Annotated in this window: 9 protein-coding genes and 1 pseudogene; 3 read left to right on the plus strand and 7 right to left on the minus strand. The window is 53.5% G+C overall.

Annotated features, from left to right (window positions below):
- Positions 1-282: 282 nt before the first annotated feature.
- From DHN10_RS17275 to DHN10_RS17300, 6 genes are all read right to left on the minus strand, one after another.
- Positions 283-3177 (minus strand): OmpA family protein, encoded by a 2895-nt coding sequence (locus tag DHN10_RS17275; RefSeq protein WP_159087047.1) that lies wholly within the window; start codon positions 3175-3177, stop codon positions 283-285.
- Positions 3178-3854: 677 nt separating this feature from the next.
- Entirely contained in the window at positions 3855-5702 is a 1848-nt protein-coding gene (locus DHN10_RS17280; protein ID WP_199910709.1) for a N,N-dimethylformamidase beta subunit family domain-containing protein, read from the minus strand.
- A 314-nt stretch (positions 5703-6016) separates the two neighbouring features.
- On the minus strand, positions 6017-7408 hold the full coding sequence (locus tag DHN10_RS17285; RefSeq protein WP_234417172.1) for a TRAP transporter large permease: 1392 nt from the start codon (positions 7406-7408) through the stop codon (positions 6017-6019).
- Positions 7405-7887: a TRAP transporter small permease gene (locus DHN10_RS17290; protein ID WP_108816612.1), complete on the minus strand. Its 483-nt coding sequence runs from the start codon at positions 7885-7887 to the stop codon at positions 7405-7407. Before DHN10_RS17290 ends, DHN10_RS17285 begins: the two co-directional genes overlap by 4 nt.
- 77 nt (positions 7888-7964) lie before the next feature.
- The gene (locus DHN10_RS17295) at positions 7965-8960 is read right to left on the minus strand and encodes a TRAP transporter substrate-binding protein (RefSeq protein WP_108816613.1); all 996 of its coding nucleotides are present in this window, start codon (positions 8958-8960) and stop codon (positions 7965-7967) included.
- A gap of 92 nt (positions 8961-9052) precedes the next feature.
- The gene (locus DHN10_RS17300) at positions 9053-10054 is read right to left on the minus strand and encodes a TRAP transporter substrate-binding protein (RefSeq protein ID WP_108816614.1); all 1002 of its coding nucleotides are present in this window, start codon (positions 10052-10054) and stop codon (positions 9053-9055) included.
- Positions 10055-10143: 89 nt separating this feature from the next.
- On the opposite strand from DHN10_RS17300, the gene DHN10_RS17305 reads away from it, so the two are divergent.
- Together DHN10_RS17305 and DHN10_RS17310 are read left to right on the plus strand one after the other, a co-directional pair.
- The gene (locus tag DHN10_RS17305; RefSeq protein WP_108816615.1) at positions 10144-11052 is read left to right on the plus strand and encodes a LysR family transcriptional regulator; all 909 of its coding nucleotides are present in this window, start codon (positions 10144-10146) and stop codon (positions 11050-11052) included.
- 140 nt (positions 11053-11192) lie between these two features.
- Positions 11193-11564, plus strand: a pseudogene (locus DHN10_RS17310) (transposase); the annotation flags it as partial.
- Positions 11565-12037: 473 nt separating this feature from the next.
- Here the strand turns inward: DHN10_RS17310 and DHN10_RS17315 are convergent.
- Positions 12038-13168: a Hint domain-containing protein gene (locus DHN10_RS17315; RefSeq protein ID WP_234417173.1), complete on the minus strand. Its 1131-nt coding sequence runs from the start codon at positions 13166-13168 to the stop codon at positions 12038-12040.
- Positions 13169-14070: 902 nt separating this feature from the next.
- Here DHN10_RS17315 and DHN10_RS17320 point away from each other — a divergent pair.
- On the plus strand, positions 14071-16635 hold the full coding sequence (locus tag DHN10_RS17320) for an autotransporter outer membrane beta-barrel domain-containing protein (protein ID WP_159087048.1): 2565 nt from the start codon (positions 14071-14073) through the stop codon (positions 16633-16635).
- Positions 16636-16716: the final 81 nt, after the last annotated feature.

The following is a 16716-nucleotide window of genomic DNA, read 5'->3' on the forward strand; positions in this document are numbered from 1 at the left end:
AACCATAATCGGTTCGCTGGGCCAGTAGGCTGCCGATAGCACGCTTCAAGAGCATGTCATCCGTGAGTGGCGGCCCGGTGTTGCTTGCGTTCAATTGAATTAGTGTCGGCTTGCATTAACGCCCCCAGATATCGACACACCGATTGCGTGAACGACCATAGGCATCATGTTTTATCGGCGTCTTCAACACCGCCATGAGATCCCGCCCCTCTGGGGCCATCACCAAACTGTCAGCTATAGCTATTTTCCGCATGCCCAATTCAATTCTCAAACTGTGGTGTGTCAGAACTTCATTTCCAAGTTTGCGCCCATTGTAACATTTCCATCAGAGTTGAAACCAGCATCGCCGTTGATTTGAGCTGGTCCAATTTGACGGCTTGCCCTCGCCCGGAGATTCCCTAGGAAGTAGTCGTTACCCTTTTCACCATCTAGCTCGATGGCATATGTCAATTCACTGTCTTCATCGGCACTTTCGATCCCAAGAGATCCACCGATACCGCAAACACCATCCAAGTTGCCAAGTGATTGATAGCAGGCAATGCGTGGATTGAACCAAAGATAGCTTGCGTCGTTGTTAACAAGTCGATCTGTTCTGATTTCAGCAAAAATGCGCCCACCAGAAATCGCATCCAGCTCAAGATCACCGGCTTCTGACAAAGCGCCAATCTCGGCGAGGACGTCTACGTCAGCGCCAGGGGTGTAGACATAGTCAAATCCGACACGAGGAGTGAGCTTGGTCTCGCCATATTCCAGTTCGCCAGAGATCGCAGCCCCGGCAAACCCTGCAACGTAACTGTAGTCGCCGGTGGCGGTGATCGTTCCAATGCTGCGGTCAAAGGCAAGATCGAACTCATGTCGACCAGTCGCTGCGCCCAGATAGTAATCCAGGGACAGTTCTTCGTATAGGCGATTTGCGCCGTAGATACCCGCGTTTATGCCTAGTCCACGTATCTCGCCAGTGGCTCTGCTGGAAACATCCGATTGCGAAGCGTACATGCCAACAAAATAGCCAAAGACACTATCGCGGCCTCGGTAGTGTTCCTGACGGTAGGACAGGTTGATCGCCGTTTGTGTCTGACCTTGATTGGTATCAGAGAAACTCAGAGTGCCCTCAAAGACCTCGCGACGGTCTGTGATACAGTCATGCTCATCTCTCAAGAAATGGCCGTCTGCATTTGCGCCATCATCGTTAGCCAGAGCATCGAAGGCCCGCACGAGGCTGAAACTGTCTTCACAAGGCCCGCTATAGCCGTCCTCATCAGTCAAAGCGCGGAACTCCACGCGGCGGTTGCGTGCTTTCCCAGCCGCCGTCGCATTGCTCGCGATTGGCTGGCTCTCACCATAGCCGCGTGCAATGTATCCTGTAGCATCAATATCACGCGCCGTCAGAGCGCGCAAAACTGCTTCCACGCGGCGTTGGCTCAGGTCGAGGTTATAAGCGTTAGATGCATCACTATCCGTATGACCGGAGATTTCGAATGCGCTGCCAGGGCAGCTTGCGAGAATAGCCGCAATGGTATCCAATGTGCGGCGGCTTTCCGGTTTTATGATCGCCTTGTCCACGTCGAAAAGGATATTATCTGCTTCGATGTTCACTGCTGCCAGACACTGGTCATCGCCACGATCGCGCAAACGGTCCAGAGCATCGGCAGAATAGCCACTGATCTGATAACTTTGCATGGTCAGCGTGTTGGCAAGGTCTTCTTCAAGGATGACTTCGAGGTCCTCTTCGATACGTGAAATCAGATCGAAGGGCGTAACACCGATGATGACATTTGCAGTATCGCAGTTTGTGGGGTTCAGGACTTCGCAGATTTCGTAAGTGTAATTGTACACTCCACCCGTGGTGCCTGGAGCGACTGTGATTTCGCCGGTTGCGGGGTCGAGCGTGATGCCGCCTGCAGCTGGTGTGACATCAAGGCCGAGCGTTGTTGTGCCGTCCTGTGCGGTGCCGGCTTCATTGACGGTGACATCTGTTCCAATGGTCGGGTTTGCGACGCCGCTGAGCGTGTCATTGGCCACGACGTTCGGAATTGTTCCTCCAGTAACACCCTCCACAGAAGGGGGCGCATCATCATTCGCCACGATAGGCGTTGCTTCAACCACGACCGTCACTTCTGCGGTATCGCAGTTTGTGGGGTTGAGCACTTCGCAGATCTCGTAGGTGTAGACGTAAGTGCCTGCGGTTGTGCCTGGATCGACGGTTACTTCACCGTTTGCCGGGTCCAGTGAAATCCCGCCCGCTGTTGGTGTGACATCGAGGCCGAGCGTTGTTGTGCCGTCCTGTGCGGTGCCTGTCACATTGACGGTAACATCCGTGCCGATAGTTGGGTTGGCCACGCCATCCACTGTGTCGTTGGCCACAACGTTGGGGATGGTTGCGCCCGTTGCGCCATCCACAGCCGCCGGTGTGTCATCGATGGCGTTGATATCGGTTGGGTCGACCACAACTGTCACTTCTGCGGTGTCGCAGTTGGTGGGGTTGAGGACTTCGCAGATCTCATAGGTATAGACGTAAGTGCCCGCGGTTGTGCCCGGTGCAACCACAAGCTCACCGTCCGCGTTCATGGTGACCGAGCCCGCCGACGGCGGGCTCACCAACCCCAGTGCCGTGATTCCGTCTGAGGCTGTGCCCGCACGGCTCAGCGTGATATCTGCCGGATTGACCACACCGCCGTTCAGCGTGTCGTTGCCCAGGACCGTCGCCGTAGCCCCACCGCTGAAGCCACTCACCGCCGCGGGTGTGTCATCCATCGCGTCGATGGCAACATCGTCGTTCTCAATAGTGTGAATCGCTACAGTCGAAGGCGGGGGTGTACAATCCAGCGCTGCAATCTGGACCGTGGGCGAAGATGGTGTTCCGATTTGAAGAACAATAGTCTCATCGGGTTCAAAGAAAGTATCCGCTGTGATTGTAATTGGCACTGTAAAGAATGAAGCGGCACTAACGCCGTCATATAAACCAGCCGGAACTGTAATAGAAGTCGCCGTTTGAGCGAAGTCTACACCGAGGGTCGCGGTCCCACCAATGATAGTTACGGGGATGGTCACAGCGTTAGGGATTTGCCCTGCAATCACAACTTGCGGGAGGGACTGTGCTGCCGAGTTTTCTGGTGAAGACGTTGCAGTGCCCGTAAACTCCGCATAGGCAGCCAGCTGAATTTGAATATTGTCCAAAAAGTTCCCAACAGAACCAGGATTAGGTGTTTGAAATTGGATGCGATAAGTCCCCGATGGACCAGAAAATGTCGAAGAACCTGAATTGGTCTGCCACCCATCACCAACGGCTGTGGACTGTGTCGCCAGCGTTTGTTGTACCGAACCTGCGGTTGTCGCGATTTGAAAATTTGCTGTTTGGACCGCCAGACCATCCTCTCGCGCTCTGTGATCGAAGCTCCACGATATTGCCTCACCGTTTTGAAAACAAACTTCTTGGTACAATGCTGAAGAGTTGAACGCGTTCATTTCCGCAAAGTAGGTGCCCGATGCCGCTGAAATACCACCAGGTTCGGATCGCCAGATTTCGATCCGGTCAGCATCCGTCGATCGCCACCCGGGGAAATAACTTTGATCCGCGACCACGAGGCGCGCAGTGCCAGTTGGGGGAACCGGGGAAGTGGGCGTGGGAAAGTATACAGGCCCGCCGGCACCCGTATTGAATTGCTCAAATCCCGGATTGATAATTGTCCGCTGCTGAGCCTTAGCCTCGGACGACATCCAAATTGCCAACAAACAGAACACGGCAGACATTGCTGAATTTAGTGCCCGCACACTCCTGCCGGTCTGATTTTTATCTTGCGCTGAACGCCCTATTGGCTGTGCGGCATGCGAATGAGTGGTTGAATATTCGGACTTCATAATCTGCTCGGGTGACTTTTCGAAGCTTTAGCACTTTCAGCTCTTGTGCCTCTGTCAAGGAGTTTGGACAGGACATTATGGAGCAGCGTTGAGACATCGTTGTTAAAGTTGTTCCAAGGCAAACAGCCGCAAAAAGTGATGGAACCAGTTGAGAAAACGGTGCCACCACCCGGAAATTCGACCCAGATCATATCGGCATGAAGTGCATCTTTCTCCGAGCCGCCGCTGAGATTTGTCAGGTGGGTCAGTTGCTCTTCTGGAACCAGCTTAAACCCGTTGTCCCGCGTGACCGATCGGGCCAGCAACACGGTCTGTACCGGTGTCCCGAGACGATAGTCGATATGATCCAGTTCAAATCCTGCCGCTCCATTTCCGGAAAACCCAAAGTTGCCGATGAACTCATCATCGACCCCATCGAATATCCAGTCAAAATCCGGGTCTGCACAGACACGACGGTAAGGATCTCCAAAGAATTCACCTTGTGCAGCAAACCCGACACCCGCAAGTATTTGCGGCGCACGTCCATTGCGACGCCAAAGCCCGCCGTAGGTGCCATCGAAGGCGTTATAGTATTCGCCTGGCTCAGCGGCCCAAGCGCGAATGCCGTCTTCAGCCCGCCGGATCTCCAGAACGCTGTCATCTTCAGGATGAACGGCAATACGCCAGTAAAACCCGTTACCTCCAAGGTACATCAGATTACCGCCGGAATCTCGAAAACTCTGCAGCGCATCAAGCGTTTGGGCAGTATGATATTCGGGATGGGTCGCTGTGGTGACAACCTTGTAACCCTCGATGGCAGCAACACCATCCGAATGCAGCTGATGATCGGTGACAAGATCATAAGATATGCCTTTGGAGTGAAGCCAGCTCAGCAGGTGGCTGTCGGCCTGGAAATGCCGTAAGCCCGAGCAGCCGGTATTTCCAAAGGTCAGATAGCCAGGGCGCATATTAAAGAGCGGTCGACGGTGGGATGCATGCGCAATGCCGGAGCTGTCAGAATGGTAGTTGTAGGTCGACAGACCGTATTGAGGATACTCAGCAGGATTGTATGGGTAAGCGTCCCAGTCCGCCATTCGATCCTTCCACGAAGGATCGAAATCTGGGCGCGCATGGTTCCCGTAGATTGCATAAGTGTACGTGGACACGAGCACACATAATTCAGCCTTCGGCTTGCCCAAGGGCGGGCTGACAAAAAACGGGATAGCATCCCGATGCCTGTCACAATCCAGACGCATGATGTAGACACCCGAGGACATTTCTTCGGGAATTGTGAAGGTGAAATCGGTTTCCCATTTGAAATCATAGATATCATCTTCGTGAAAATGGATTGCCGCGTAGTGATCTGGCCGATGGTTCCAATTCATCTCGGATGCATCCCATTGCGCGCCCTTCATCGCCCGCCCGGGATAGTTAACAAGGGTCAGATTGGGACCCGAACTTGCATGGGCTGTTGTTGATGACATACCCACACTGAAATCCCAGGCACAGACGGGAATGTTGTCAACGGTGATGGCCGGAGCCTCGATTTTTCCGTTAAAGTGCTGGCTGATTTGCTCTCCATTCAAACATGCAGCAATCACAGCCATACCCGACACTTCAGGCAAATCCTCGATTGGCGTCTCGACATGAGCGTTCGCGTCAAATAGTCCCTCAAGCTCCACCTGCTTGAGCGAGACCCGCCCTGCCTCTATCCGGGCTTCAATCCAATACCACTTCCGCAACTTCAGTGCCTTAGCTGTTGAAAGCTCTTGCCCGCCCACACTTAGACAGAGCGCCCCTTCCGCATCCAGATGAAAGTCGAGCGCGCCCAGACTAAGAACTGTCTGCTTGCGGCCTCTGCGCAAAGTTGGAAAAACCGTGGCTGTTAGCACAACCTTGTGTCTGGGCGTGGCTGAAACTTCAGATTGCGCGATGCCGTAAGAGCCGGGGCAAAAGGGTCGTTCAACAGAAGGTAAGGTGCGTGGCTCAAAAAAAACCGACGCATCCTCTTCAACAATACCCTGACCTGCCGGGTTTGGATCAGCGCTGATCGATCGTTTCAACCTTGCCGTGAATGGCTTCTCAGAAGTTGAGGACACTTTGAACGCCAGCGTTTCGCCGGGCCGTGCGGATAGGTGATCCACATAGCCCAGAAGTGGCGGGTTCTGGAGTGATTCGGTCATCGCGTCGGTCCGTAAACGAGATCAGGCAGAAAGGTCACCCAAGAGGAAAAGAAGACCAACAGGAAAATCATGAGGACATATGGGATCAGCAGCGGCAGAACACCCACGGATATTTCCTCAATCGATATCTTGCTGATCCTTGCGGCGACAAAGAGGTTCACGCCGATGGGTGGCGTCAGAAAGCCAATCTCGCAGGTCATCACGGTGAAAATACCAAAAACAACTGGATCAATACCGATGCTGGTGACCAGCGGGAAAAAGACCGCGGTGAAGATGATGATCTGCGGAATGCTCTCCAGCCACATGCCGACGATGATGTAAAACACACCGATCAGCAGCATCACCAGCCAGGGATATTCAACCAGACCACGGAACAGGCCAAGCACACCCTCAGGAATGTCGAAGATGGTAACCAATTGCCCGAACGCTTTGGTGGAGCCCAGAATAAAGAGCACAGTACCTATTACAATCGCAGTAAACTTGAAGGCATGAAAGAGCTTGACCCAGGTTAGTCCTTTGTAGATGAACATGCCCACGAACAGCCCGTACGCCACGGCGACACCTGCGGCCTCAGATGGGGTGAAGATTCCCGCATAGATACCACCTAGGATGATAACCGGCGCCATGACGGCCCATTTGCCTTCCCAGAATGCCTCAAGCAGTGGACCCCAGCGGAATTTCTCGCCGGTGCCACCGTAGTCGTTCCTGACCGAGATGATGAAAACCACAATCATTAGCATCACGCCCAGAACGATGCCAGGGATGATGCCCGCCAGAAACAAGCGCGGGATCGAAACGTCCGTCACCAGTGCAAAGATAATAAGCAAGTTCGAAGGCGGGATCATGCTGCCCAAAGCGCCTGCAGCGGCCGCGATTGCACCTGCAAAGCGTGAGCGATAGCCTTCTTCCTGCATTGCGGGGATCGTGATTGACCCGATAGCAGCAGTTGTGGCCGGGCCGGAACCTGAGAGTGCGGCAAAGAACATGCAGGCTACTACAGTCACTAGACCGAGGCCGCCTTTGTAGGCACCCACCAGTTTTTGAGCGATTTTGACCAGCTTGTCCGACATGCCGCCCTGCTCCATCAACTGACCTGCCAGCACGAAGAGCGGAATGGTGACCAGTGGAAAAGGTTCGAACGCGGTCCAGGCGGCTTGCGCCATCAGCGTCATCGGGATATCGGCGATATAAAGCCCAGCAACCGTCGCAATACCTGCCGCAAAAGGGATGGGCACGCCAACCGCCATGGCGACAACAAAAACCACTGCCATGGTGATCGGGCCGTTCAGGCCTACGGAATAGGTGACGACCACGCTCAGGATCAGGAGACCGAAGATAATTGCCGGAATTGTCCCGCGGCCCTTAGGTGTTACATCTGTCTGGGTCATAGCGGCAATCCTTTGAAACCGTCATTTCTCCACCGCCAATAGACTTGAAGAATGCGAAACAGCATTAGGCAGAAAAGCATTGGAATGAACATCTGGATCCAGCGCTGCTCAATCCCAAGGCCGGGCGTCTGATATGTGACGTTAAAAAGAAGCTGAGTGTAGGTAGTCGTTTGCACGATCATGAAAATAACGAAACCAACCCACAACATATCTGCCAGCACGATTGAGAAGACCTTCAAGCGGCGCGGCAGGCGACTGACAAGCAATGTAATGCGGATATGCGCGCGGTCGCGCACCGCCATGGTGGCCCCGAAATAGACCGCAAAGATCATGCCGTAAACGGCGGTTTCCTCGGCCCAGGCGGCGGCGGAATGAAAGACAAATCGCATCACGACCTGCATCAGGACCGAGCCCACAACAACAGTAAGAAAAATCGTACAGAGCACTTCTTCGAAATACCGGTCAAGTTTGCCCAGCATGGCCTACCCCCTTTCAAGTAGGGTAAAAGCGGGCTGCGGTAACAAATCGCAGCCCGAAATTGTAGGGAGAGGGGTCACTACTCGGCAGCAGCGCGGATTTCGCCGACCAGCGATTGGAAATCTTCCCCCTTGTCAGAGGCATAGTTGTCCTGCACACGCTGCCCGGCGGCGATGAAATCCGTGCGATCGAACTCGACCGTCTCCATACCACCTTCGCCAAGCAAGAAATCCCGGATTTCGGTCACCCGCGCGGTCATTTCCTCTTTCTGATAGATGCCAGCCTCGCGTGCGGCGCGCATCACGGCCTCGCGCTGATCGTCATCCAACTTGTCCATGATCCGCTCGCTGGCAAAGAGCGGCGAGAAGTAGTTGAAATGTTCCAACACGGTGAAATAGGGCATGATTTCATAGAACTTCTGGGACTGGATGAAAGAGGTGCCGTTATCGGCCCCTTCAACAGTGCCGGTCTGCAGCGCCGTAGGTGTGTCGGCCCAAGGAAGCGGAATGGGCGCAGCGCCGAATTCGGTGAAGGTATCAATCATCACTTGGTTCCTGGGCACCCGGACTTTCAGGCCCGACATATCCGCCATCGTTGTGATGGGATTGCGTGAGTTGTAGAAATCGCGATCGCCAACAAAACCGAAGGTCAAAAGATGTACCCCTGTGGCTTCCTGTAGTTTTTGAGAAAAATCCTCTCCGACTTCGCCTTCCAGAACGCGATAGGCATGTGCCTTATCTTCAAAGATATAGGGCAGTACAAATGCATCCATCAGCGGAAAGTGAGGAGAGATATTGTTGCCGGTGATGATATGCATGTCGACGGTTCCAAGTTGCATCGCCTTGAACGCCTCATCCTCACCCATGAGTTGGCCACAGCAGCGCACTTTGACATCAACAGTGCCGTCGGAATATTCCTCTGCGAGCTCTGCGAACTTATCGGCCAGCACGGCATAGGAACTGCCTTCTGCTGCGGCATATCCTAGGTTGATGACGACATCGTCGGCATAGACAGCCTGTCCGGAGACTAGCAGCGCGGCAATGGCCGCAAGTGGATTATTGAGTCCGAAGTTCATGTCTTTCTCCCTTTAGGTGGTTAATCCCGGGCATTCTGGTTCGTTGAACGCCCGGGATCGCATGGGCCGTCTTGTGACCTGTTTTACCGTTATCACTCTGCGGCTTCACGAATGCTGATTAGCAGTTCCTTGAATTCCTCTCCGTTTTCGGCGGCGTATTTGTCCTGCACCTGCAACCCGGCTTCGATGAAAGCCGTCCGGTCCACTTCGGAACGCGCCATCCCCCCCTCACCGCTGAGGAAAGCGCGGATGCCCTCTGTCTGGCTTGCCATTTCAACCTTGTGGTAAGCACCGGCATCCCTGGCCGCCCTCAGAACTGCATCACGCTGGTCGTCGCTAAGTTCGTCCATAATTCTCGGGCTTGCCAGAAGCGGCGTGAAATATGAAAAATGCCCCAAAACAGCTAGATTTGGCATGATCTCATAGAATTTCTGCGACATAATGAAAGACGTGCCTGCATCACCACCATCTACTGTCCCAGTCTGAAGTGCAGTGGGCGTATCCGCCCAAGGCAATGGAATTGGAGCAGCCCCAAAAGCTTCGAATGTATCAATCATAACTTGGTTTCTGGGAACCCTCACCTTGATCCCTGCCATATCTGCCATGGTGGTAATCGGGCGCACCGAGTTAAAGAAGTCGCGATTGCCGACAAATCCATATGTCAACAAATGCACGCTGGTCGCCTCTTGCAGACTGTTTGCAAAGGCCACGCCGACATCGCCTTCAAGAACCTGATAGGCATGGTCCTCGCTCTGGAAAATGTAGGGCAGTACAAATGCATCCATCAGCGGAAAATGTGGCGATACGTTGTTGCCTGTGATGATGAACATATCGACGGTCCCAAGCTGCAGAGCCTTGAAGGCCTCGTCCTCAGTCAGCAATTGGCCACAACACCGGACCTTCACGTCAATACTGCCGTCTGAATAATCTTCTACCAGTTCTTCGAACTTGGCGGCGAGAACACCATAGGTACTTGTTTCAGCCGCAGCGTATCCCAAATTGATCGTCAGATCCTGTGCATATGCAACCTGACCACCGAATGCGCTGCTAGCTAGAAGTGCCACTGCCAGCTTTTTAACGTGTGAAAATATCATCTCTGATCCCCCTGATCAAGATTAGGGTAGTATCAAAAGATGCAAATAGATAATATCAATTGGGTCACAATTGATAACGAGGTGGCATCATGAAATTTGGCCTACGGCATATCCGATATTTTGTCGCCGTCGCCGAGGAACTCCATTTTCGGCGCGCCGCCGATCGGCTGGGCGTGGCACAGCCCGCCCTGAGCCGGGCTATCCAACACCTGGAACAGGAACTGGATGTTGTGCTTTTCAACCGCTCCAACCGCGCCGTGTACATCACCGGGGCGGGTTGTGCTTTCCTCGATGGCTGCCGCAGTATCTTAAATGCGGTTGAGCACACAGCCTACGAAGCCCAGCAGGTGCATCGTGGGCTAATGGGCAACCTACGCATTGGCTACACCGACATGGCGATGGGGGGAGTGCTACCGACACTGCTCAAAGAGTTTCAGGCCCGGCAGCCGGGTATAGTGCTACAGCCTCATCACCACGTCACCAACGCGCAATTGCAGAAATTAGATGAAGGCGAACTGGACGTCGGTTTCGTCACCGGACCAATTAGCAGAGTTGGATTTGAGCAGGAACCTATTCAGTCTGAACGACTGGTCTGCGTCGTTTATGAAAGCCACCGGCTAGCTGGAAAGGACAGTATTCATCTAGAAGAGTTGACAAACGAAAACTTCGTACATGGTCCTGCGAAAGACTGGCAACATTTCTATTCATGCCTGATCCCGTTATGCAGGGGTTCTGGTTTCGTCCCCAACATCGTCCAAGAGGCCTACAACTCTGCGGGCATACTCGGTCTGGTTGCTTGCGGGATGGGGGTCACAGTGCTGACCGAAAGCGCCAGCAATTCTTTAACTGACGGTCTGGTATCTCTACCTCTGGAGGGAGTAACTGAGCGACTGCACACCATAGCGCTGTGGAAATCTGTTTCAACGGTCGGTACAAAGTCGCTTTTTGTCGACTTTCTACGTCGAAATTCCGAGGAAAAGAACCTACAAGTCGGTTGATGCCACGGTTTGATGTTGCGATCCCTTTCTTGGAATTAAAGGAAGCAAAATGGGTCAAGTATGTCAGAGCTGCTTCCGGATATGTTGCACAAATCGTGTGAGTGATTCACTGTTTGAATCCAGCGTAATAGCTGTCAGACATGAGCAGTTGGACCCCCACGAAGTCCAAGACGACCTACAGGTCGTCTTGTAATGACAGCTTGAAGTAGCGTGGATCGCTTTCGATCTGGTTCGATCCTGATATGGAATGGGTGCCATCGCCGCGTGACAAACGCGGTCGTCAGCAACAGTTCAGCGATGCGGCCGTTCAGACGTGTCTAACGCTGAAGATCCTGTTTGGCCTTCCGCCGCGGCAGAGTAAACCAGTGAAGGCGCCACTGGTTCGAGCCCACCTGGCGAATGGGTTCGTCGAAAGCCTGCAGCGGCTTGTTGGAGTGGATTGGGCAGTGCCAAAATTCAGTACGCTGTGTCGCCCCCAGAGGACGCTGAATGTAAGCCTGACATATCGCGGCGTTTTGGCCGAATGCGTCGCGCTCCAACATATCAGGCGCTTTCTCCGGGGATCTGCGCACGACGTCTTCCAGCTCTGGCTGCGGCGGGGGGCTGAGTGTAGAATGGAATGGCAGCTCGCATGATGGCTTGAACGAGTTTTCTATCGAGTTGAGCCGCGAGATCATCGGTGGCGTCTCGCGCAGCAGCATAGGACTGCAAATCGAAAGCGCGTTCTAGGTGAGTAACGAAACCAGACATTCGGACTAAGTGCAGAATCCGACGCTATGGGCTCTCCATCCCCTTTTGCAGCTTGATCTAAGAACGGCTGTTCTGGGAGGGAAAGAGGTGGTTGCTGCATTGAACATCAACTTGAAGGTCGCAGGACTATCCAGTCGTTCGCAGACCGCAGGAAAAAATGGTACCATTGGCCATGTTTGATTTGCATGACGCGACCAAGATCGAATTGAACGGCATGATGGGACCCTGCACTGTTTCAGCCGATATTTCCCAAATGATGTTGTGTTGGCGTGAGGCTGACTTGTTCTGCCAGCAGCGGGCGGTTGTTTTTTTTGTGTCGGCGGACCAGCTCTTTCGCCAGCCGTCCAGGCTCAGCGAAGCAGCGCGCAGGCGCATAGGTGAAGTTCTCAGCCAGGAGCTCGGGAAATAGAGCTTGAATTTCACCAACGCATTCGGACGGGATCGTCTTGATAGCTTGAGGCCCAAGATACAAGCTTTCGGTGGGAGCACCATTGCTGAATATAACTTCGTGTTGGTCGAACAGCAGGTGATAGTATTCTGCCTGGCCAGTGGAACGAGCAATGTTGATTCCCGGTAGCGATACCAGTTTGATCGCAGGGACCAATATCTCAGCCTGATCAAAGATGCTCTTAGCGATTTTCGAAGTGACAAGAACGCGGTGCTGCGGAGAGACCTTCAGCGGCCTTTCTGGTAATCCGTTGCCCAAAGCTCCCGTAGCAATTCTGACCGGGTAGAGGTTTTGGGCGGCCTCAAGTTCCTCTGCCTCCACCGTGCGATGCCCAATCCATCTGATCGGAAGAAACTCGCTGTCAAGGGTCCGCACACGATCACCGATTGCAAGGTGCTCGACGGGAACCTCGCCCATGTCTGTCTCAATGAGCGTGCCATCGCAAAAGCAAGCCACGTAGTCGTCATACTGGTTGCCTTGCTGATACGACGTTCGCTCAAAATTGAACGTGTAGGTAGTTCCCGGCACCAATTCGATCGAGGACGCGAGACCTTGGACAGCCCCCTGCTGAAATCCATTTCCACCGATGTGAACACCGGTCACTTGGTGACCGGTGGTCGTATTGATCAGATCATATGATCCAAAAATGCCGGTGCCTGCATTGTAGGTAGTGCCGTCAATTGTGACCGTGCTCGTCAAATCCTGAGACGCATCAATCTCATTAAAGACTCCGTCATTGTCGGTTATTTCCACAACCGTGGGCGTAGCGCCTGGAGCCAGGGTTAGATTAAACGGTGGAGTGCCCTGCGCTGCGGCGCTTTGCTCATTCGGAAGTCCACCGATGAAATCGGTAGGGCTGTAAATATACAGGAACGGCATCTTTCCCCCTGACAAAGGCACAATAATTGCATTTGCCAATTATAATAAGAAATTCTCTAGGATTGCACGCAAGAATGGATTTGTGCGGAGGAACCCCCGCCTTACACTAGATTTTCAAGAATCGGCTGCCAGGAAACCATCGGGCCCGGGTCGATGACCGTTTGGGACGGCCCGCACGAAACATAACGATTGTCACTTGGCACTTCATTGTAAGAATGCCGGTGTTTCGACCCAAATTAGCAGTTTGAAATGAGACTCGTTGATCAGAAAGACACATTAATACAATGCCTTAAGTCTTCTCAGGGAGAGCGGGCATTCTCAAATTAACTGCCAAAATCCAACCGTCGTTATCAAATTAAGTGCTAATTCTCATATCTAAGTGCAACGCTAAGTTATTGAAATTGCGTAGAACGAATTATCAGCTTTAAGTGCTAAGTGACAACAGAAATGGACCTACGAACAAGCATGAGGGATACAGTTGCTAGAAGCGCCGCAAACTTGTCCGAATAAGTGGCCCCACACCAAGGGAACTTGGGGCGCAGGTCAACAGAGCGCCATCAATTGACCCCTAAAAGGCCTTCGTTGTTCCCTTTTTTTGGACGAGCCGAATGTTATCGGCTCGTTAAATACGAGATGGTACTTTGAAATAGGTTTCAGGGAAAACCTCTCGGTCAGTGTTAGATGGTAGAAAGATGAAACAGTACAAAACCCGATCTCTTAATCTTCTCCGACATCGATTTGGTGGCAAGCAAAGAATTGGCTACAATTTGGTACTTTGCGATCAGTATATCCGACTAGCAGCGAGTGCCATCACTGGTGTACTTTTGTTGTCTTGGATGCCCTCGCCAGCTAATGCGGCTTGCCTGCTCAATGGTACCACTTCTTCCAATACTGGAACCATTGGAAGTGATGTTTTTCAGTGTGATGATGCGAACGACCCCTTGGGCGAGGCAGTAAGCGGTCTGGCTGGCGATGATACATTCAGCTTGCTTTCTGGCTCTGCGGGCAGCGTAGATGCGGGCTCTGGGTCTGACACGATCACCCTCGACGGTGCGACTGTGACGGGCAACCTTGGCGGTGGGCTGGGAGAAGATCTGATAACCGTGACTTCCGGTTCGGTGGACGGCTTYGTCCTCCTGGGCCGCGTCAATGGGACGTCTACCGATGACGATACGTTGGTTATGTCGGGTGGTATGATTGCCGTAGATGTGCGTGGCGACAATGGCAATGACACGATCACGCTGACAGGTGGCAATATAGGGCGCAACGTAGATGCCAGGTCGGGGACTAACACGATCACACTGGATGGCACATCGGTCGCTGCATCGATCTCCGCTGGTGGTGGCGATGATACATTCAGCCTGCTTTCTGGCTCTGCGGGCAGCGTAGATGCGGGCTCTGGGTCTGACACGATCACCCTCGACGGTGCGACTGTGACGGGCGATCTCTTAGGAGGAATAGGGCAAGATCTCATCACTGCAAACTCGGGTTCGGTTGGCGGCAGCGTCATTCTGGGGCGCAACAACGGCACCTCGACCGAAGCCGATACTTTCCTGATGACAGGCGGCGCGATCTCTACCGATGTGCGAGGTGATCTGGGCGATGACACTATCACGCTGAACGGTGGCACCGTGGGGCGAGACGTCAATGCTAACTCAGGTAATGATACAATCGTACTTGATGGCGGGACAATCGGAGGTGAGGTGATTGGTGGCGATGGCGAGGATGACTTCACTTGGACTTCGGGCACGATGGCAGGATTTGATGGCGGCGACGGGTCGGACCTAGCCAGAGTGACGGCTACCGAGTATGACGGCAGCCAGATGCTCGACGGCGGTGACGATGCTTCCCTGACCGACGGCTACATCGACAGTCTGGCCCTTGATGGTGTATCGGTAACCACCAGTTCCGCCCTTGTCCGTAACTGGGAATCGATACAGGTCCTTGACGGCACCGTCGATTTCGGGCCAAACCTGACAGTCGGCAGTGGTCGGGACCTGGGTCTGATTGCCGGCGTCGGTGGCATTATCAGCAGTTCGGGGAATTTTAGCCTGACCGGCGATCTGGTTACGCTTGACGGCGGGATTTATCAGAGCATTCCTGGTAACGCCTCGATGCTCTCGGTTTCCGGTAACATCCGCAACTCCGGGGAGATAAATGTCCAGGATGGAGCAGCAGGCGATTCCATCACCACGGGCGGCAGTTATTCTGGCGCTGGCGCCTTGCTGCTTGACGTCGATTTTGCTGGCGATACGGCCGATACCCTGACGATCGCGGGCGATGTCATAGTGGGTGGGACCACGGTTGTTGTTGCTGATGTCTCAACCGGTACGGCCAGCGGCAATGACATCTTACTTGTCGATGTGATGGGTGCGACCGGTGCCGGCGATTTCCAGCTGGATGGCGGTACGGTAAGGGTCGGAAGTCTGCCTTATTTGCTGGAGCTTGTCGACTCTCAGTGGTTCTTGCTGCTTGACTTCCTGCCCTCAAGCCTCGTCAGCGAAGCCTACCCCAAAGGCCTGGATACGCTCAACAAGCTTGTTGGTCACAGCCAGCGCGTTCGTAACAGGGCTTGGCTAGCCGGAGGCGATCCATTTTGCGGTAGCCACGAAGTGCAGCCAACCGATCGGTATGGTAATGCGTGGCCCTGCAGCGAGGTTGGTGTGTGGATGAAGCTTTCCGGCTCTCTGTCCGGCTTTGATCCTAAGTTCTCTACGATCGAAGCTGATCTAGGTACTTCAATCGATTATGACATCTCCACAATGAAGTATGAGTTCGGTGTAGATACCACGCTTGCCGATGACGACAACGGTCGGCTTGTAGGTGGAATGTGGGTTTATTTCGGCTCTGCGTCCCTGTCGGGTGCAGCGTCAGACGAAAATGGCAAATTGAATACCGACGGTTTTGGTGTGGGAGCGAGCCTGACTTGGTACGACGAGTCGAGCTTCTATGTCGACGCGCAGCTTCAGTACTCAAAGTTCGAGAGCGATCTATCTACCAGCGGTTCATTCGCAGTGTCCGACAATCGGGGTTCGGGCCTTGCCGCATCAATCGAGGTTGGCAAGACCTATGCGTTGAGCCCCGCCCTGTCGATTACGCCCGAAGCACAGGTAATGTACTATGATCTGAATTTCGATAGCTACGTCGGAGAGACTGGTGACGATGTCTACCTAGAAGATGGCACAACTACCGAGATCCGGCTTGGCGGCACCTTCAATTATCGGGATTCCAACGCCCATAATGGAAACGATCGGCTGTATGTATCAGGCAACGTGTTTCACTATCTGGATGATATGACCGTCGTGAATTCCGCCGGTACGCGTCTGGTTAACAAGCAGAGACCCTGGCGCGGTGAAATCGGTCTTGGCGCCTCACACGAGTGGACCGGTGTGGGCAACGCGCGGATGGCGATCTTTGCCGATGTGACGGCCGGAACTGATTTCGGAACTAGTTTGAGTTCAGGAAGAACACTGAAGGGCAGCATCGGATTCAAGATGGAATTTTAATGCCCATGTCTTGGTCTAGACCCTCCAACTTCCAGTCGGATCCGCTTCAGCGCGAAAGGGCCGGATCATGATTCTATCCTC

It is taken from the genome of Loktanella sp. Alg231-35 (genome assembly GCF_900143545.1).
Taxonomy (GTDB): Bacteria; Pseudomonadota; Alphaproteobacteria; order Rhodobacterales; family Rhodobacteraceae; genus Yoonia.

Bases quoted from the DNA above. Each gene is read 5' to 3' on its own strand.
- DHN10_RS17300 (WP_108816614.1), bottom strand. From the start codon at position 10,054: ATGATATTTTCACACGTTAAAAAGCTGGCAGTGGCACTTCTAGCTAGC.
- DHN10_RS17305 (WP_108816615.1), top strand. From the start codon at position 10,144: ATGAAATTTGGCCTACGGCATATCCGATATTTTGTCGCCGTCGCCGAG.
- DHN10_RS17285 (WP_234417172.1), bottom strand. From the start codon at position 7,408: ATGACCCAGACAGATGTAACACCTAAGGGCCGCGGGACAATTCCGGCA.
- DHN10_RS17290 (WP_108816612.1), bottom strand. From the start codon at position 7,887: ATGCTGGGCAAACTTGACCGGTATTTCGAAGAAGTGCTCTGTACGATT.
- DHN10_RS17295 (WP_108816613.1), bottom strand. From the start codon at position 8,960: ATGAACTTCGGACTCAATAATCCACTTGCGGCCATTGCCGCGCTGCTA.